Genomic DNA, 21,132 nt, shown 5'->3' with positions numbered 1-21,132 from the left:
GATTTTTATGATTTAATTTAACTTAAAATATATTATTAAATGTTTAGAAAATATTTTATTAAAAATACATGAATAAATATTCATAAAATAAGACTATAATTAGCTTACTAAAAACAATCAAAATATCTTCTGATATTAGATACAATATAATTAAACTTAACACATGTACAAAAAACAATGTTAAAATCTCGCAAATAATCTAATTTTAATCAAAAATATTGGTATTGAAAAATATCGTAACATTTTAACAAAAATATACACACACTATGTATATATAGGATAGAAAATCCTATAGGAATAGGATTAATTAATTAATTAAAACAAAAACTTATAAAAATAAACTTAACACTATGTATGTAATAGACGTATACTATACTCAAATAAAATATATATATACTAAAAGAATAACAGTTTATTCATCACAAAAATCAACTATAATGTGTATATAATAAAATACATAAAAAAATGAAAACTAGTAAATATTTATTATTAACACTTAAAACAAATCCCAACAATACTGAAATTAAAAGTCACCAACTAATGTTAAAATCTGGAATGATATATCAATTAGCATCAGGATTATATACGTGGTTACCAACGGGACTTCGTGTATTACAAAAAGCAAAAAAAATTATACGTAAAGAAATGAACAAAATAGGAGCATTAGAAATTAATATGCCACTTATCCAACCAGCATGTTTATGGGAAAAAAGTGGTCGATGGACAAAATATGGAACAGAATTATTAAAATTTAAAAATCGCAATGAAAAATCTTTCTTATTAGGACCAACTCACGAAGAAGTTATCACAGACTTAATTAATAAACAAATTAGTTCTTATAAAGAACTCCCTCTTAACATGTATCAAATCAGTACTAAATTTCGTGATGAAATAAGACCACGTTATGGTATAATAAGAACTCGAGAATTTATTATGAAAGATGGTTATTCATTTCACAGTAATCAAAAATCGCTACAACAAACCTATGAAATAATGTATCAAGCTTACACTAATATTTTTACTACAATAGGATTAAAATTTTTTACAATCCAAGCTGACAATGGAACTATTGGGGGCAATATTTCACATGAATTTCAAGCCATAACTAAATATAATAAAAATCATATAACTTATTCTATAAAATCTAATGATCCTTCTAGTAACAACCCAATTAAAAATACAAAACTTATATCTAAAAATTCTAAAGAAATTATACGATTAATATCCGCATCTAAATCTCAAAATATTAATGATTTAATAAGAAAATTTAATGTGCCCATAACAAAAATTGTAAAAACGTTAATAGTTCATGCAAAAAAAAATACCGGATTCTCTTTAATAGCCTTACTTATAAGAGGCGATCATCAACTTAATAAGAAAAAAGCGGAAAAATTACCCCAAATTGCTGTTCCTCTATCTTTTGCAAATGAACAAGAAATACGTCTCACTATTGGAACCGATCCTAAATCATTAGGACCAATTAATTTACCTATACCATTAATTGCGGATTACAATGTAGCAACTATGAACGATTTTATTGCTGGTGCTAATATAGATGATAAATATTTTTTTGGAATTAATTGGCATAGAGATTTACCTTTACCCCAAATTGCAGACTTAAGAAAAATCGTACACAATAACCATACCCTTAATGGGAAAAAAATTTTAAAAACTAAAAAAAACATAGAAATAGGTCATATTTTTCAATTAGGAGATAAATACTCAAATAAAATAAAAATTAAAGACCGCAATAATAACCTTTTAACAATAACTATGGGTTGTTACGGTATTGGTATTGGCCGTATGATTGCAGCTAATATTGAACAAAACCATGATCAACAAGGAATACTATGGCCAGATATACTAGCTCCATTTAACGTGGCAATTATACCAATTAATATGCATAAATCAACAGAAGTTAAACAAATTTCAGAAAACATTTATCATCAACTGTCTCTTCTCAAGATAGATGTTTTATTAGATGATCGAAAAGAAAGCATAGGTAAAATGTTCGCTGATATAGAATTAATTGGCATACCACATATTATTATAATCAGTGAGCGTACTTTAAAACAAAACGAAACAGAATATAAAAATAGAAGAAGTGGTAAAAATCAAAGAATAAAAATTGATACTATAATAAACTATCTAGTAAAAGTAATAACATAAAAAATATATTATTTAATGTATCAAAAATAAAAATATTTAAAATATTATTTAATATGTACAAAATACTAATTACTAAAAACAATAATAATTTTATTAAAAAAATAAGTGTATAAAATTTACATAATTATTAATGTTTTATTACATTATGTTTATTAAAATGAATACAAAGGTTACCTATTTGACCAAAATATCCTTATCTTTCTGCATTCCACGCTACTTGACTGTATATCACCTTCTACGGTAATAAATATTCCAATAGCAGCAATTAATTTTTTATCATAAAATAATAATGGTATGCGACTACGTAACCATGGTGGAACATCAAATTCCTGCCAAAGCTTCTTTAAAGTTCTACTACGATCTCTACCAATAACATGTAATAAACCAGGGAAAGCGCCACCAAACTGTATCGAAATTGTTTCATCTTTATAAGGAGCTCGAACAACGCAGGAAGCTGATATTTTAATATTAATAGAAGAATGGTAAAAAATAGATAAAAAAACCATTCCTTGTTTACAAAAAGGACACTTTTTTTTCACCAACACAACATTACTAAATGGTAGTGCAATTAATAACCCTAAATTCAACGGTAAAACAATGGGGACATCAACAGATAACCACGATAACCTAATACTATTAATACTATTTATCATTTGTAAAGGCAATACATATAATTGATCACGAAAACGACGAATTAAAAAATTATTAAAACGTACAATGGGACGGGCGTCTCGACGACTAAGTGCTACTTCATGCCAAATACGATCTAATTGAACATAAGAAGGTAATTTCTTTATACCATAACTAATTATTAACCAACGACGCAATAATGCATGACGCATGTGAACATTCATTTTAATTAATAAATTAAACAGCAAACTACCATTTATAGTGATTAAACTAATTAATTTATTTAACAACAATTCATCTAATAAATCTTCTTGTTCCGCACATATACGAGCGCTACGTGCAACTGCACTAGCAAAATGCGGCCAGCGTTTGCTAAAAATAGGTAAAACACAAATACGCAAAAAATTTCTATCAAAGCGAATATCCTTATTACTATTATCTTCAATCCAATTCAATTGTTTATCACGAGCATACATCTCTAAATGCAATCGAGAAAAAGATAACAAAGGACGCAATAACTTTTGATTATACCCATATGCAGACATAGACGATAACCCGGTAGGACCACTACCTCGTTTTAAAGCAAGTAAAAAAGTTTCAACTTGATCATCCAAATGATGGGCAGTCAATAATATTTCTTGTACATTTAAATTATCAAATAATACTTTATTTCGAAGATGTCGAGCTGTAGCTTCCATACCACCGTCAAATTTATTTTTTTTACTACAATTAATATGTATAACATTACACATAATTTTACGGGCTAGACATTGTTTCAAACAATGTCTAGCCCACTTATCGGCACAATCATTCAAACCATGATGAATATGTACTACTCTTAATTTAAACAAGGATTTAATATTTTTTGATTTTTTATTTTGATAATACAACTCAGTTAAAATAGAAAGCAAAACAGTAGAATCTAAACCTCCACTAAATGCCAATACTAAATGTGAATGATTAATTATACTACTTGCTACTTGGCTATATAATGTTTTATAAAATAAACGTTTATCAAATATTTTCAGATTTAACATACATAAAACCAAAAAATATATTTAAAATTATTTACAATACAATATTATTGTTATATTTATTTTATTATTAATCCATTCTAATCTAATTTAATGCGTCTATAAATTAGGTAAAATTTATCTTGCTTATTCAAAATATAATAATAATTTTACATCACGCACTTATTTATATAAATAATTTTTATATTAACAATATTCATACTCAACAAACAAATACTATATTCAAGATATTACTTCTATAAAATTATTATTAATCTTATTGTCTGTTAAATATTTCATAAAAAAATTAAAATATCAACATTTCCACTTAAATAATATTTTATTACATTATCTTATGATAATAAGATAATCATATCCTTAAAAACATCCATACTGCATTAATCGATGATAACGAATATTTACTAAATCAGTTTTATTAAAAGAATCTAATTCAGCTAAATCTGATAACAATTGTTTTTTTACAGATTTCGCAGTTACAGAATAATTTCTATGTGCCCCGCCTAATGGTTCTAAAATTATACTATCAATAAGTTTAAGTTCCTTTAGTTTAGAAGCGATAATACCCATCGCTTCAGCAGCAATAGGAGCCTTTTTAACATTTTTCCATAAAATAGCAGCACAACCTTCTGGAGAAATAACAGAAAATATACTATGTTCTAACATATTAATTCTATCACCAACACTAATCGCTAATGCACCACCTGACCCACCTTCACCAATAACTGTACAAACTATAGGTATTTTTAAACAAGACATTTCTCGTAAATTATTAGCAATAGCTTCAGCCTGTCCACGTTCTTCAGCTCCTACTCCCGGATAAGCACCCGGGGTATCAATGAAAGTAATTAGTGGTATTTGAAATCGTTCAGCCATTTTCATTAATCGTAAAGCTTTGCGATAACCCTCAGGAACAGGCATTCCAAAATTACGAAAAACCTTTTCTTTAATTTCCCGACCCTTTTGGTGACCTATAATCATAACCGGTCTAGAATTAAGACGTCCTATCCCTCCAACAATAGCCTTATCATCAGCATACAAACGATCTCCAAACAATTCATCGAAATCTGTAAAAATATATTTTATATAATCTAATGTATGAGGTCGTTGAGCATGTCTTGCTAATTGAGTAATTTGCCAAGAACTTAAATTAGAAAATATTTTACGAGTTAATTCAACACTTTTTTCTCGTAGTTTTTTTATATCTTCTTTAAGATTAATAGATAATTCTTTATCTTGAAGACTTATTGCTGTTAAAGCATCAATCTTAGATTCCAAATCTATAATTGGTTGTTCAAAATCAAGAAAATTTAAATTCATAATTATCTCCGTTTTGAATAAAATTCTAACTTAATCTGTTGACCTCCAATTAAAGAATATAAATTATTTAATAATTCATTAGTAATAAATACCTTCCAAAAAGATCCAAGACGCAAATATGTACATATACCTTGTTTCTGATAAAAAATATATATTGGAATGATTCCGCCTAAATACGGTTTTAAAGATAATTTTAAACCGTGTAAAAAATGATCATTAATTTGCTTCTCATTTAAGTAAATAATTAATCTACGTACATAATTTTTACGTGCTTCATCAATATCCACCAATTTATAAGCTATTATTTTAAAAGAACTATTTACATCATATATCTTTAACAGTCCTTGTATATAAACAATTTGATCCTTTTGTAAATAATTTTGATATTTTTTTAACATATTGGAAAAAAATAAAACATCTACTCTTCCGGAATGATCATCTAATACGCATATACATAATCGATGACCACTTTTAGTTATAATTACTCTCGATGAAATAATTAAACCAAATATAGAAATAATTTTTCCACAATATAGAGAAGAAATATCTGCTATATGTAATATGTTATCATCATAATATTTAATTTCTTCTAAATATTGCAAAACAGGATGCTCTGTTAAATAAAAACCAAGAGCCTTCTTTTCTCCTTCTAATATTACTTGCTTAGAACTTACATATCTGTCACTACCAGATAATTTATTAGAACATTTATCCTCTAAAACTTTAAACATATCTTGCTGACCACTATTTTTGCTATTAATATACTGATTTGCAAATTTAATAGTGTTATTTATCGACTCAATTAATTTTGATCGATCCACTTCAAAACAATCACACGAACCAGATAATATCAATTTTTCTAATACTCGTCTATTTAACTTTTTAAAATCAGTATACAAACAAACATCAAGTAATTTATGAAAATTACCATATTTACTACGGGCTTTTACAATAGATTCTGCAGATCCTTCTCCTATGCCTTTAATAGCACCCATACCATAAACAATTTCCTGTTTATCATTTACATAAAAACGATATTCACTAATATTAATATTAGGAGGTAATATTCGTAATTTCATCCTATAACATTCATCTATCATTTCAACTACTTTTTCTATATTATCTATATCAGCATTCAATACTGAAGCCATATATTCTGCAGGATAATGAGCTTTTAACCATAACGTTTCATATGAAATTAATGCATAAGCAGCAGAATGAGATTTATTAAATCCATAACCAGCAAATTTTTCAACTAAATCAAAAATTCTCATTGATAATTTACTATTAATACCCAATACATTAGCACCATGTTTAAAAATATCACGTTGTTTAATCATCTCTTCCATGTTTTTCTTTCCCATAGCACGACGTAATAAATCTGCGCTACCAAGAGTATACCCTGCTAATACTTGTGCAATTTTCATAACTTGCTCTTGATATAAAATAACACCATAAGTTGATTCAAGTACTGGTCGTAACAATTCATGTTGACATTGAATATCAGGATACGAAATAATTTCATGCCCATGTTTTCGAGCAATAAAATTATCCACCATACCTGACTGCAGCGGTCCTGGACGAAACAAAGCCACTAATGCAATTATATCTTCAAAACGATCAGGTTTTAATCTTTTAATAAGCTTCTTCATACCCCAAGATTCTAATTGAAATACTGCACGAGTTTCAGTACTTTGTAAAAGACTGAAACTTTTTTTATCTTTTAAAGAAATAGAAGAAATATTAACAAGAGGTAATCCCCTTTTTATTTGTTTCTTGTTAACCATCTTTAACGTCCAATCAATAATACTAAGAGTACGTAACCCAAGAAAATCAAATTTTACTAAACCAATTCGTTCTATATCATCTTTATCAAAATGTGTCATAGGATATTTACTATCAGAATCATAATATAATGGTGAAAAATTAGTGATATCGGTAGGAGAAATGACTATGCCTCCAGCATGTTTGCCCACATTACGCACAATTCCCTCTAATTTGCATGCCGTATCAATTAAAGTTTTGACCTCATCATTATTTTCATATAATTCACGTAACTGTATTTCGATGCATAATGCTTTATCTAGAGTTATACCAATTTCTACAGGAATTAATTTTGAAATACGATCAACAAAAGCATATGGATAACCTAAAACGCGACCAACATCACGAATAACTACCTTAGCAGACATAGTACCAAATGTAATAATTTGAGATACTGAATATTTACCATAAATTTCAATTACATGATCAATAACTTGATCTCGTTTTTCCATACAAAAATCAATATCTAAATCTGGCATAGATATTCGTTCTGGATTTAAAAAACGTTCAAACAATAAATCAAAAAGCAACGGATCAATATCTGTAATTTTTAATACATATGCTACAAGAGAACCTGCACCGGAACCTCTACCAGGACCAACTGGTATATCATTATTCTTAGCCCATGTAATAAATTCCATCACAATTAAAAAATAACCCGGAAAACCCATTTGATTAATTATTTTTAGTTCAGTATTTAATCTGGCATCATATATTGGTCTTTTTAACAACCTCTCCTCAGAATTTGGAAATAAAGAAATTAAACGATTTTCTAAACCTTTCTGTGCATGCATAATCAAGAATTTTTTTGCAGATACACTTCCTGTAGAAAATTGTGGTAAAAAAAATTTATCAAATTCAATTATTACATTACAACGACGTGCAATTTCTACACTATTAACCAAAGATTCTGGTAAATCAGAAAATAATTCGCACATTTCTTGTTCACTTTTCATAAATTGTTCAACACTATAAATACGTGATCGATTGTTATCATCAATAGTACGACCTTGATTAATAGCGACACGAATTTCATGAATATCAAAATCTGCTTTTTTTAAAAAACGCACATCATTAGTAGCAACTATCGGCAAACCCTTACGTTTGGCTAATTCTACCACGGCATTAAGATATATTTCTTCATTATAACGACCTGTACGTAATACTTCTAAATAATATCTATTAGAAAAATAACGTTCATAAAACGATAATGATCTATTTACACCTAATATATTATCGTTTACCAAATATTTACCCACATCTCCCTTACATCCCGAAATAATAATTAATCCTTCATTATAATCAATTAACCAATTACGATTAATGACAGGTCCTAAATCAGTATAGCCACACCGATAACTTTTAGAAATTAATAATTTTAAATTACGATAACCAATATTATTAATAACTAAAAATGTTAATTCACACGTAGTTTCATTGAACATATTACTACTAAACAAAAAATCGACACCAATAATTGGTTTAATGCCAAAATTACAACTTAAATTATAAAATTTAATTAAACCAAATAAATTACTAAAATCAGTAAGAGCTAATGCAGGCATTTTAAAATAAGATGCTTGTTTTAATAACTCATCTACTTTACAAATGCCATCAATCATAGAATAATCACTATGTACATGTAAATGAATGAATTTTGGTTCAGGCATTTTTTAATAAAAAATAAAAATAAGAAAATTTTAAAACATTAACTACGTACATTTAATTACAATACCTTTTAACTGAACTAAAACTATATCTATGATGTATAGTAGGCCCATGCAACGCTAATTTTGTTAAATGAAAAACAGTAGGATACCCTTTATTTTTAGAAAAACCATATTCCGGAAACTGTAAGTCCAATGCAATCATTTCTTTATCACGATTAACTTTAGCTAAAATTGATGCAGCACTTATCGACATAATTTTATTATCTCCTTTTATTATTGCCCTAGAAGGCATAGGAAATAATGGAGATCGGTTGCCATCTACTAATACATAATCCGGCAGTACCGACAGATTCATTACAGCACGTTGCATTGCTAACATGGTCGCTTGAAAAACATTTAAATCATCTACTTCTTCTTTTTCAGCACGACCCATACCCCAAGAAATTGAATATTTAATTATATTTTTGTACAAAGAAAGACGTGTTTTTTCATTTAATCTTTTAGAATCCTTTAATCCAAATATTAACTTTTTAGGATCCAAAATAACAGCAGCAGCAACTACTGCACCAACTAAAGACCCACGACCAACCTCGTCAACGCCAGCAATTAACTTATTTGACATACTACCAAAAAAATACATGATAAATACCTACTACTTTATTATTTTAATAAAAAATTTAATCAATAAATTTCAACACTGCATTTGCCGCCTGTTCATCCGCATTACAACGAATCTGTTGATGTAATTCACGAAAAATTTTTTGTAATATAACACGCCTTGCATGATCTTTTGATAAAGTAATTAATGCATCCGCCAAATATTCAGATCGACATTTGTCTTGAATAAATTCTTTTACCAATTCACTTCCAGCTAATAAATTGGGTAAAGATATCCAAGGAGTTTTAACTAAAAATTTTGCTAATACAAACGTTAAAAATCTTAAACGATAACCAACTACCATAGGACACTTAGCTAACATACATTCCAAAGTAGCTGTACCTGATGCTAATAATGCTATATCAGCAGCAACCATTACTTGATATGATGAATAATGACTTAAAATACGTAATGTCATATCTTTTGAATAAACTTTTAAAAACTGATTAATTAACGCTTGATTACTTAATGGCACCAAAATGTTAAGATTATAAAAATGTTTATTCAATAATTTAGCACAACGTAAAAAAATATCAGATAACATTTTAACTTCACTTTTTCTACTACCAGGCAACAATGCTAAACAATAAGCATTAACAGGAATATTTAATTCACGACGCGCCGCGTCTTTATTTGGATCTAATGGTAATAAATCAGCTAAAGTATGACCAATAAATTGACAAGGTATATTAAATTTATCGTATAATCTCTTTTCAAAAGGTAAACAAGACAAAATATTATGCGTAGCTAAACCTATTTTAAATATTCTCTTTTTTCTCCAAGCCCATATAGATGGGCTAACATAATGAATAGTAATAATACCACGTTTTTTCAAACTTCTTTCTAATGAAATTGTAAAATCTGGAGCATCAATACCAATAAAAACATCAGGTTTCAAAATAGAAAAACGACGAATTAAATCATAACGGATATATAAAATACGTGGTATCCGTACTATTACTTCTATAATACCCATGACTGATAATTCTTGTATATTATACCAAACTTCCATACCCTCGGCTTGCATACGTGGACCTGCAACACCAACAAAACGCACATTTGATAAATGACTGCGTAATGCACGCATAAGACCAGCTCCAAGGATATCACCTGAAACTTCACCAGCTACTAGTCCTATAATAACAGATCGTGACGACATAATAATTAACGAATAATTCCACGTTTAGATCGAAATAAAAAATCAACAAAAGTTTTTATAATTGGATATTTTATAGATAAAAATTCCAACTTTAATTTAGCACATTCAATTGTATTATTACTACGGTAAAGAATTTTATAAGCAGAAGTAATTGCACGTAATGCAGCGCGATCAAAACCTTTTCTTTTCAACCCTTTAATATTTAATCCAAAAGGCTTTGCATGATTACCATGAGCAATCACAAATGGCGGAACATCTTGAGCTACACCAGAACAGCCACCTATCATAACATAAGATCCAATAATACAAAATTGATGTATTGCAGTCATACCACCAATAATAGCATAATCATCAATTACTACATGACCTCCTAAAGTAACATTATTAGCCATAACACAATAATTACCAATCATACAATCATGTGCAACATGTACATTAATCATTAATAAATTATTATTACCTATTCGAGTTATTTTCCCGCCACGTACAGTTCCGCGATGAATACTAACATTTTCTCTAATTAAATTATGATTGCCAATTTCTGTACGAGTATTTTCTCCATAATACTTTAAATCTTGATTTATTTCACCAAGAGAAGCAAATTGATATATTTGATTATCTTCACCAATATAAGTAATGCCATTTATTACAATATGAGATTTAAGTAATGTACGAGCTCCTATTTCAACATGTGAACCAATAAAACAAAATGGTCCTATATACACATTAGCATGAATAACAGCGCCTTCCTCAATAATAGTACTAGGATGTATAAAAGCGGAATGATGAATCACGAATTTAAGTCTCTCTACGACGTGCACACATCATTAATGCTTCACAAACCATTTCATTACTAACTTGCACAACACCCTTAAAACGTGCAATACCACGACGTTCTTTAATAAATTTAACTTCAATTATCATTTGATCTCCAGGTTCAACTGGACGTTTAAATCTAGCTTCATCTATAGCAGCAAAATAATACAGTTCACCCGACTTCAGTTTACCAAAACTTTTAAATGCTAAAATACCTGTCGCTTGAGCCATAGCTTCTAAAATTAATACACCCGGAAAAATAGGCCTACCTGGAAAATGTCCTTGAAAAAATGGTTCATTAAAAGTAACATTTTTCACTGCTTTTAAAAATTTTCCTTGTTCAAAATTTAACACACGATCGATTAATAAAAATGGAAATCGATGGGGTAAAAGATCTAATACTTCTTCAATATGCAAAATATCGGAATCAACTGTCAAAATACTATTCCCTGTCTCAATAAAAATACTGCATTAATAATATATAGATATACCTTTCAATAAAATAATAAAAAAACCACCAAATAATTTTAAAATAAATATTTGAACGTGGTTTCATTCTACAGGAATAAATAATATCAATCTTTAACTAATTTTTGCTCAATAATTTTTATTCTCTTATTAATATCATTTATATTCATGACTAATACTGCAGTTTTTCGCCATATTTTATTTGGTTGTACTGGAACTCCTGAAGAATATACACCAGGTTTAGTAATATTTTTCATTACCATACTCATACCGGTAATTGTTACTTTATCACAAATTTTAATATGACCATTAATAACACTTGCACCACCTATCCTACAATATTTACCTATAGTTAAACTACCAGCCATAATTACCCCACCAGCAATCGCAGTATTTTTACCAATCACTACATTATGTGCAATATGACATTGATTATCTATAATAACCCCATCGCTAATAGTAGTATCATCTAATGTACCACGATCAATTGTTGTGCAAGATCCTATTTCTACTCGATCACCAATGATCACTGTACCTAATTGAGGAATTTTAATCCAATTTTTACAATCATTAGCATAACCAAACCCATCACTTCCAATAACCGTACCAGATTGTATCACACAACATTTACCTATTTTAACCCCATGATATATAGTAACATTAGCCAAAATATATGTTCCTGCACCTATTTGTGTATTTTTACCTATAACAGCACCCGGTCCAATATTTACATCATCACCTAATATTACTCCAGTATCAATAGTGACATTAGCACCAATCACAACTCTTTGACCACACACAACGTCTGATGCTAAAGCAACACCAACTCCAACATTACTTACTGCTTCTGGAGAAGAAAAAGTATTTATCAATTGTGCAATCTTGCCATAAGCAAGATAAGGGTCATTAACTATAACTGCCGCGCTTTTACACAATTTTAAATCTTTCTCGGACAGAAGAACTGCTGAAGCACGGCAAGAAAGAAGTCTTTTACGCAACCTTACATCTGATAAATAAGTAATTTGACCAGGATGAGCATTTACTATAGAAGCAATGCCAGTAATTATGATATCACCATCTCCATGTAAGCGAGCTCCCAAAATCTGAACTAAATTAGATAATTTAATTGGAAACATTAATCATTTAATCCGTTTTAATACATCATTAGTAATATCTTTAACATTATGTACGTAAGCTACTGCACTAGCATCAAAAACCACATCATAACCCTCTTTTACAGCTACTTTTTTCACGGCATCGTGAATAATGTTCAATATTTTATCACGTTCTTCTGTTTGACGATAATGATTATCTTGTTGAAAAGCCTTTGCTTTATTAGAAAAATCTTCACGTTGCGCCATTACTGATTTTTCCAACATCTCGCGTTCATGAGCATCCATATTAGAAAAATCACGTTGAAAATTATGCATTTTTTCTTGTAAATCGCGTTCCATAACTTGTAATTCAACTGCACGATCCTTAAACTCATCTTCAAGTTGTTTAGCCACTTTTTCACGATGAACAGAATGTTGAAAAATATCAGATATACTAACTACTGCAATTTTATCTGAAGCAAAAACCATAGAAAACTGTAACATAATTAATATCATGAAAAAGAAAAATTTATTCACTATGATCACCTATATTATAAAGAACGTAAATATAAAATTAATGTACTTAATACCTAAGATATAAAACAAAACACCTTAATAAACACAGTGTGATTATTTATTTTGTTTTGATCACAAAATTAATCACATACAATATGATATCAACATTAAAAAAATATCTTAATACATAAAAATTACCATGTTTTACCAATATTAAATTGAAATTGTTCTAACTGATCTCCTGCATATTTCTTATGCAACTGTGCATAAGATAAAATAACCGGTCCAAAAGGAGATAACCACTGTATAGCAATACCACTAGATATTCTAACATTTCTTGAACTACTATAATTCAAAATACCAGCAGCACGAGTATTAACTGTATCTCTCCAAACAGTATCCCAAACACTACCTATATCTAAAAACAAAGAAGTGCGTACTATCTTGCCAATATTTTTTAAATGCGAAAAAGGCATAGGCACTATCAATTCACCTTTAATAACAGCTATTGCATTACCACCTATAGCATCACTAGAATTTTCTATCGTACATTCATCATAATTACTATCATTACCATTAAATTTATAGTATGCTGCTTTGGGACCAACAGTATTAGATCTGAATCCACGGATACTATTGACACCTCCTGCATAAAAATTATCATAAAAAGGCGTATCTTTATTATGCATTCCAATAGAATGCCCGATACGTATACGGTGCATAAGAACCCAAGTAGCATCACTATTTAAAGGCACATAACAGTCAGAATCATAAATAATTTTTAAATATTCATTATCAGAACCTGGAGTCGTAATTTTACTAGAAAAACGAGCGCATACCCCACATGTAGGAAAATAACCACGATTTAATCTGTTATAATGCCAACCAAGAACTAAAAAAACATCCCTAACACTAAAATTTAAATTAGTATCAAATTGTGTATTAAACATAATTTTTGGCATCATATCGTTTGTTTTTAAATAACGCCATATTACTACCTGAGGTTTCATACTACTTAAATTATTATATACATAATCTATGCCTAAATTCAACGAATGATATTCTCTGATAGGAAAACCAATGTTTATATCTACACCATAACTTTTCAAATCATAGTCTGCTAATTCAGTATGATTTGCATTAAAATCATTATAAAATAATTTTCCACCTAAACTTACACCGCCTATAGTAAAATAAGGATTAAACATCGAAAATTCTGTATAAATTTGATAATTATTTTTAACACCATTAAAACTAAAAATATTACCTGTACCTAACCAATTTTCTTCTTGTATCCCGAACTGAAAATTAATACCACTTTCAGTACCCATGCCTAAATTAACATTCATGCTACCAGTATTACGTTCTTTTACTCTGTAAATTACATCTACTTGATCTGATATATCGGATATACGTTCTACTTGTATTTCAACTACATCAAAATATCCAAGACGTTCTAAGCGTTCTTTACCTTGTTCCACAAAATTATTATTATAACATGTTCCTTCTATTTGTTTCATCTCCTGACGCAACACTTTATCCTGTGTAAGATAATTTCCCTCAAAAATTATTTTACGAACATAAAACTTATTACCTATGTCTATCAAAATTTCTAATTCCACTTCTTTATTAAAATCATCAATCTTTTCATTGATTGATATATTAGGATATATATAACCGTTATTACCTAATAAACATTTAATATCATTCTTTATCCTTTCAATTCTTAAGTTATTATACAATTCACCCTTATTAATATTAACTAATTTATTAATTTGAGGAAAAAATGACAATGCGTGACATTTGATCACAATGTCTGAAAATACATATTTAACCCCTTCATTAACATATAAAGTAACATACACATCATCCTTACTAGGTGTTAAATTAATTTGAGTAGAACAAATATTAAATCTAGCGTAACCCTTACTTAAATAAAAATTACGTAAAAAATATAAATCATTAAACAACTTTTGATTTTGATATTCATCATGCTTAATAAAACTCCACCACCAATGTGCATTATAAAACTGAAAATTAGATAATAACTGATGATTATTAAAATCATAATTACCATTAATATTAATCTGTTTTATTTTAGACGATTTACCTTCATTACAAACAACTTTTAAATTAACACGATTCCTAACAAGGGACGTAACGATAATTCTGATTATTGCTTGAAATTTACCAATACTATAATAAAAATCATTCAAATCTTTTTCTGCTTTTATTACAGCAAAAGAATTCAACATACTACCAATTCGTATATTTTGTAACTCTAGAATATCTTTCAAAACATCCTCCTGTATTATTTCATTACCATGAAAAGTAATGTTAGCAATCACAGGACGTTCAATAACTTTAACCAAAATTGAATTATCAATATTTAATACTTGAATATTTTCAAATTTACCTGTAGCAAATAAAGATTTAATAATTTTACTAAAATCATCACTATCCAGTATGTCACCTATGCAAACAGGAATATTAGATAAAGCTGTTTTTATATCAATACGTTGCAATCCTTCAAAAACAATATTCTCTACTACAAACTGTTGAGCATGTAATATATTATTATAACCAAAAATTAATATAATTATGAATAATTGCCTCACCGTTATCATATTAATAATCATTTCTAATTTAATTAACATGATATGCAACTAACAAAATCTAGATAAATCATTAAAAATCGCTAAACACATTAATAACACTAATAAAATAAAACCTACACGATAACTAAAATCTTGTACATGTAAAGAAATTGCTTGACCATTAAATTTTTCTATAATTAAAAAAAGTAAATGACCACCATCTAATACCGGTAAAGGTAGCAAATTAATGATACCTAAATTAATACTTATCATAGCTAAAAACATAAAATAATAATTCCATCCATATTCTGCTGCAAGCCCTGCTCCTTGTGCTATTGATATAGGTCCACTTAAACCACTTAATCCAACATCCCCAACTATTAACTTACCCAACATATTAACCGTAACATCAATCATTTGCCAACTTTTTAATATAGCTTGATTAAAAGCATCCAATAATCCTAATCTATTTATGTTATTGTAATGCATTGATGAAGGAATAATTTTAGGTACAACACCAATACATCCTTCTATCGTACCATCAATCAATATATTTTTATCAGGTGTTAAATTAATATCTAGTAAAGAACCTGCTCTTTCAATTGAAATTTTCAGCATTTTTCCAGGACTATTTTTAACTTTAGTCGCAAATATTTGCCAATTATTATCTACTAATTGATTATCAATTGCTACAACTTTGTCGCCAACTTGTAAACCCATTTTCATAGCTACTGAGCCAGGATAAATTTTTGTTAAAATAGACTCAATTTGTGGTGCACTAGCAAGAATGCCTAAACTCAAAATAGGATCTTCCCGGTCAAAATCATCACCCCTATTACGTAAATCAATAACATATTTCTTAATACTAGAAGAACCAAGAAACGATGTACCAATACTAACTTCTTTTTGACCTATTTTATCAATAAGTTGTGATTTAACCTTATACCAATCTGACGTTACAACATCATCAATAAATTTAATTTCCGTACCTGGTGACATACCCATCTGATCTGCAACAGAATTAGGTATAATATCTTTAATAATAGGTCGATAACTTGAAAATCCCACTACAAACACTATCCAATACAACACAACAGAAAAAAGTAAATTAAAAAGCGGTCCAGCAAAAACTATTAAAGCACGTTGCCAAATTTTTTTTTGATTAAAAGCACTATAATCATGCTGTGATTTTGTTGTATTAATTTGTTCGTCTAACATTTTAACATAACCACCAAGAGGAATTACTGATATAACATATTCAGTATTTTTTTTATCATAATATCTCCATAAAATTTTTCCAAAACCAATAGAAAAACGCTCCACCATTACACCATAATAACGAGCCGTAATAAAATGTCCAAATTCATGGACCATAATTAATGTTCCAAGAGCAATAATAAATGCTGCAACATTCCAAAAAAAATCTAACATATTAATAATTATGAATCCTAACAATTAAATAACATTAAAAAAATATAGAATTAAATAAACAAACACAGGTAGCGCTGCAGTTAAACTATCCATTCTATCTAAAACCCCTCCATGACCAGGAATTATATTACCACTATCTTTAACATTTGCTGTACGTTTTAACATGCTTTCAAACAAATCACCCAATATAGAAAATATTACAGTTATAGTAGAACAAATAAGTAAAATACACGGCGATATATTTATTGGAGTATAATTATAAAATATAACACCAAAAATTATACAAGTTAATAGTCCTCCAAATACACCCTCCCAAGTTTTATTAAATGATATTTTAGGTGCTAATTTATGACAACCAAATACACTACCAAAAATATATGCTCCAGAATCAACACTCCATATCAATACCATAAAATATAATAACCACCAAGAACCAATATAAGGATCAATATCATAATTATATTGACGTAATATCAACGTACTTATAAAAAATGGCATAACGGTTAATATACCAAATAATAATCGCATAATGCTAGAATTACGTAAAAAAATAACACTCGTAGAATAAAAAAAAATAAGAAACAACACTATAATCCACCAAATCAAAAAAATCCAAATAATATACTTAAATAACAACAAAACAACAAAACATCGATGAAATAAAAACAATAACATTACATACAATAGCAATAATTCACATACGATCATCCAATATATTTTTTGACGAATAAATTTTAAACCTGCCAATAAACCCCATTCCCAAAAACATAAACTACATACTGCAAAACTAACAAATTCAAAAACTACTATAGACGAAAAAAATAAAATACCTATAACAATAAAAATTAAAATAAAAGATGTAATTAACCGATATTTTAAAGACATCATTTTAATGAACAATTAATATCTTTTTTTTGTGTTATATTTTTAAGCATTACACCTGTAATCTCCCACCAAAACGTCGTTCTCGATGTGCAAAAGCATCTAACGCACCTTCAAAAACTGCATCATTAAAATCTGGCCATAATACATCAGTAAAAAACAATTCGGCATAAGCTATTTGCCAAAGTAAAAAATTACTAATCCGATGCTCTCCTCCAGTTCTAATTACTAAATCAACTGGGGCTAATTCACTCATACTAATATATCTGCATAATATTTTTTCATCTATTTGATCAGGATTTAAAACACCTGATCGTATCTGCATTGCAAGTTGTTTAACTCCTTGAACAATATCCCAACGACCACCATAATTTGCAGCAATATTTAATATTAAACCATTGTTGTTACGAGTTAACTTTTCAGAACGACGGATACTGTTTTGTAATTGTATACTAAAACGATTTATATCACCAATAATACACAAACGAACATTATATTTACGTAAATATTTAATTTCATTATTTAAAACACGTGAAAACAATTTCATAAGAGCAGAAACTTCCTGACTAGAACGACTCCAATTTTCACTACTAAAAGCGTATAATGTTAATACGTCAAAATGATGTGCAATAGCAAAATTAACAGCTCTACGTACTGCTTTCACTCCCGCTCGGTGGCCAAAAATATGTAATTTGCCTCTAATTTTTGCCCAACGACCATTACCATCCATTATAATTGCTACATGACGTGGCGAAGAAGATACTAATTGCTTACAGTTGCTTTGATTGTGAAGAAAAATCATACCTACATTTTTCCTTAATCAATAACATCCTAATGTGTCCAAAAAAATAAATATGTGACATTCTAAATTTGAGTATTTAATTTATATTTAATGAATAACTGATACTCCAAAAAAATAAAATACAATTTTTAATGATAGTTAAATAATTATAATTAATAACCATTAACTAATTACACTAATTACTAAAATAATCAACACTAAAAATTGCTCTTTTTTTGGCTTCTTGGTCAATCCATAAAATTTCTTCAATACTACTAGGTTCTTGAGTTGTTAAAGAATCCAAAACTTGTTCTACAACATTTGCAATTTTAGTAAATCTAATTTTTTTACACAAAAATGCTTCTACGGCAACTTCATTAGCAGCATTTAAAATAATGCTTGAAGACTGACTACAATTACCTGCTGTAATAGCTAACTGTAAACATGGATAACGATTTTTATCCACTGGATAAAAATTTAACGTTTTTAAACGTACAAAATCTAACATAGTTGCACCGGAAGTTATTCTTTCTGGATATGCCATGGCGTATGCAATAGATATTCGCATATCTGGTACAGACAACTGTGCTAACGTACTACCATCAATATAATTTACCATTGAATGTACAATTGACTGCGGATGCAAACAAATTTCTATTTGTTTAGCGGACGCATTAAATAACCATCGTGCAGCAATATACTCAAATCCTTTATTCATCATGGTAGCAGAATCAACAGAAATCTTTTTCCCCATAGACCAATTGGGATGATTACAAGCCTGTTTTGGCGTAATTTCTGATAATTGAGTTACAGGCATGTAAAAAAATGGTCCTCCAGAAGCAGTTAAAATAATACGTGATATATTATATTCATCAAGAGATGCACGTCCTAAAGACCGCTGAAAGGATACAGGTAAATTTTGAAAAATGGCATTATGCTCGCTATCTACCGGAAGTAAACAAGCATTATTTTTTCTTAACTCTTCCATTAATAATTGTCCACAAGTAACCAAGGATTCTTTATTAGCTAACAATACCTGTTTTCCAGCTTGTACCGCAGAAAAAGTAGGCAATAAACCATCAATACCAACAATTGCCGACATTACTATATCCACCTCTTCACAAGCAACTAATTTACAAATATCATCCGAACTAGATAATACCTCAATCCTAGTACAATCCTTTTTAAAAGATAAATCATGTTTTAATTTTATAGCTGCTGCTTTATTTGCCATATACACATACTTAGGATGAAAAATTAAACATTGCCTTATCATTAAATCAACATTGTTTTTAGCCACCAAAGCATAAACATTAAATTTATCAAAATTTTGTTCTACTACGCTTAAAGTATTACATCCAACAGAACCAGTACTACCTAAAATAATTATATTTTTCATAAAATTATATAAAAGTTATATTATAATCCGCTATAATGAATAAAACTAAAGGATATCTTAAATTCGTGAAATGAAAAAAATTAAACATTCATCAATTCTAACTCTTTTTTTTCTAAAATAATATCCATTTTCTTCACCCACAAATCTGTCAATTTTTGAATTTCTCCTTGCAAAACATGTTCTTCATCTAAACTAATTATCTTATTTTTCAATAAAAATTTAATTTTATCATTTGAAAGGCGACGTATATTACGCAAAGATATTTTACCCTTTTCAGCTTCTACTCGCACAACCTTAATTAAATATCGACGACGTTCTTCAGTCAAAGGCGGCAATGTAATACGTATAATAGCACCATCTGATAAAGGATTAAAACCTAAATCAGAATTTATAATAGCTTTCATTATCATAGGAATGACTTTATGATCAAATGCGTTGATAATTAACGTACATGAATCTTCAACAATAATATTAGCCAACTGACGCAAAGGACTCAAAACCCCATAATATTTCACTTGAATATCATTTAATACATTAGGAGAAGCGCGTCCAGTACGAATTTTATTTATATAATCTTCAAAAGCTTCAACACATTTTTTCATACGCATTTCAGCATCTATTTTAATATCATTCATCATAACCCATTTCCTATAATATTAATCTCAATAAAAAATAAAATCATTACAA

16 protein-coding genes are annotated in these 21,132 nt (G+C 28.6%); 1 reads left to right on the top strand and 15 read right to left on the bottom strand.

Features of this window, described 5'->3' with window-relative positions; translation table 11 throughout:
- The first annotated feature begins 465 nt into the window (after nt 1-465).
- The gene (locus BOBLI757_RS01460) at nt 466-2,169 is read left to right on the top strand and encodes a proline--tRNA ligase (RefSeq protein WP_046304866.1); all 1,704 of its coding nucleotides are present in this window, start codon (nt 466-468) and stop codon (nt 2,167-2,169) included.
- 170 nt (nt 2,170-2,339) lie between these two features.
- On the opposite strand, the gene tilS is transcribed toward BOBLI757_RS01460, so the two are convergent.
- From tilS to frr, 15 genes are all read right to left on the bottom strand, one after another.
- Entirely contained in the window at nt 2,340-3,836 is a 1,497-nt protein-coding gene (gene tilS / locus BOBLI757_RS01455) for a tRNA lysidine(34) synthetase TilS (protein ID WP_046304863.1), read from the bottom strand.
- 354 nt (nt 3,837-4,190) lie between these two features.
- A complete protein-coding gene (gene accA / locus BOBLI757_RS01450; protein ID WP_046304861.1) occupies nt 4,191-5,150 on the bottom strand; it encodes an acetyl-CoA carboxylase carboxyl transferase subunit alpha in 960 nt (319 codons plus the stop codon).
- Nucleotides 5,151-5,152: 2 nt separating this feature from the next.
- A complete protein-coding gene (gene dnaE / locus BOBLI757_RS01445) occupies nt 5,153-8,644 on the bottom strand; it encodes a DNA polymerase III subunit alpha (RefSeq protein ID WP_046304859.1) in 3,492 nt (1,163 codons plus the stop codon).
- Between the two features lie 52 nt (nt 8,645-8,696).
- Nucleotides 8,697-9,284, bottom strand: a complete 588-nt coding sequence (gene rnhB, locus BOBLI757_RS01440) for a ribonuclease HII (protein WP_046304858.1) — start codon at nt 9,282-9,284, stop codon at nt 8,697-8,699.
- A gap of 37 nt (nt 9,285-9,321) precedes the next feature.
- Complete coding sequence (gene lpxB / locus BOBLI757_RS01435; RefSeq protein ID WP_238954657.1) at nt 9,322-10,464, bottom strand: lipid-A-disaccharide synthase; 1,143 nt, start codon at nt 10,462-10,464, stop codon at nt 9,322-9,324.
- Between the two features lie 2 nt (nt 10,465-10,466).
- The gene (lpxA, locus tag BOBLI757_RS01430) at nt 10,467-11,255 is read right to left on the bottom strand and encodes an acyl-ACP--UDP-N-acetylglucosamine O-acyltransferase (RefSeq protein ID WP_046304854.1); all 789 of its coding nucleotides are present in this window, start codon (nt 11,253-11,255) and stop codon (nt 10,467-10,469) included.
- Between the two features lie 4 nt (nt 11,256-11,259).
- Nucleotides 11,260-11,715, bottom strand: a complete 456-nt coding sequence (fabZ, locus tag BOBLI757_RS01425) for a 3-hydroxyacyl-ACP dehydratase FabZ (protein WP_046304852.1) — start codon at nt 11,713-11,715, stop codon at nt 11,260-11,262.
- Nucleotides 11,716-11,852: 137 nt separating this feature from the next.
- Entirely contained in the window at nt 11,853-12,881 is a 1,029-nt protein-coding gene (lpxD, locus tag BOBLI757_RS01420) for a UDP-3-O-(3-hydroxymyristoyl)glucosamine N-acyltransferase (protein ID WP_046304850.1), read from the bottom strand.
- A 3-nt stretch (nt 12,882-12,884) separates the two neighbouring features.
- Nucleotides 12,885-13,343 (bottom strand): OmpH family outer membrane protein, encoded by a 459-nt coding sequence (locus BOBLI757_RS01415; protein ID WP_420021801.1) that lies wholly within the window; start codon nt 13,341-13,343, stop codon nt 12,885-12,887.
- A 206-nt stretch (nt 13,344-13,549) separates the two neighbouring features.
- Nucleotides 13,550-15,979, bottom strand: coding sequence for an outer membrane protein assembly factor BamA (gene bamA / locus BOBLI757_RS01410; RefSeq protein ID WP_046305422.1), 2,430 nt, complete (start codon nt 15,977-15,979; stop codon nt 13,550-13,552).
- A 42-nt stretch (nt 15,980-16,021) separates the two neighbouring features.
- The gene (rseP, locus tag BOBLI757_RS01405; protein WP_046304846.1) at nt 16,022-17,383 is read right to left on the bottom strand and encodes a sigma E protease regulator RseP; all 1,362 of its coding nucleotides are present in this window, start codon (nt 17,381-17,383) and stop codon (nt 16,022-16,024) included.
- A 24-nt stretch (nt 17,384-17,407) separates the two neighbouring features.
- Nucleotides 17,408-18,268, bottom strand: coding sequence for a phosphatidate cytidylyltransferase (locus BOBLI757_RS01400; RefSeq protein WP_046305419.1), 861 nt, complete (start codon nt 18,266-18,268; stop codon nt 17,408-17,410).
- Nucleotides 18,269-18,317: 49 nt separating this feature from the next.
- Complete coding sequence (uppS, locus tag BOBLI757_RS01395) at nt 18,318-19,067, bottom strand: polyprenyl diphosphate synthase (protein ID WP_046304844.1); 750 nt, start codon at nt 19,065-19,067, stop codon at nt 18,318-18,320.
- A 175-nt stretch (nt 19,068-19,242) separates the two neighbouring features.
- Nucleotides 19,243-20,445 (bottom strand): 1-deoxy-D-xylulose-5-phosphate reductoisomerase, encoded by a 1,203-nt coding sequence (ispC, locus tag BOBLI757_RS01390; RefSeq protein WP_046304842.1) that lies wholly within the window; start codon nt 20,443-20,445, stop codon nt 19,243-19,245.
- Nucleotides 20,446-20,525: 80 nt separating this feature from the next.
- Nucleotides 20,526-21,083, bottom strand: a complete 558-nt coding sequence (frr, locus tag BOBLI757_RS01385; protein ID WP_046304840.1) for a ribosome recycling factor — start codon at nt 21,081-21,083, stop codon at nt 20,526-20,528.
- Nucleotides 21,084-21,132: the final 49 nt, after the last annotated feature.

It is taken from the genome of Blochmannia endosymbiont of Camponotus (Colobopsis) obliquus, assembly GCF_000973545.1.
Lineage (GTDB): Bacteria > Pseudomonadota > Gammaproteobacteria > Enterobacterales > Enterobacteriaceae > Blochmanniella.
This window is presented reverse-complemented; position numbering and strand designations above follow the sequence as displayed.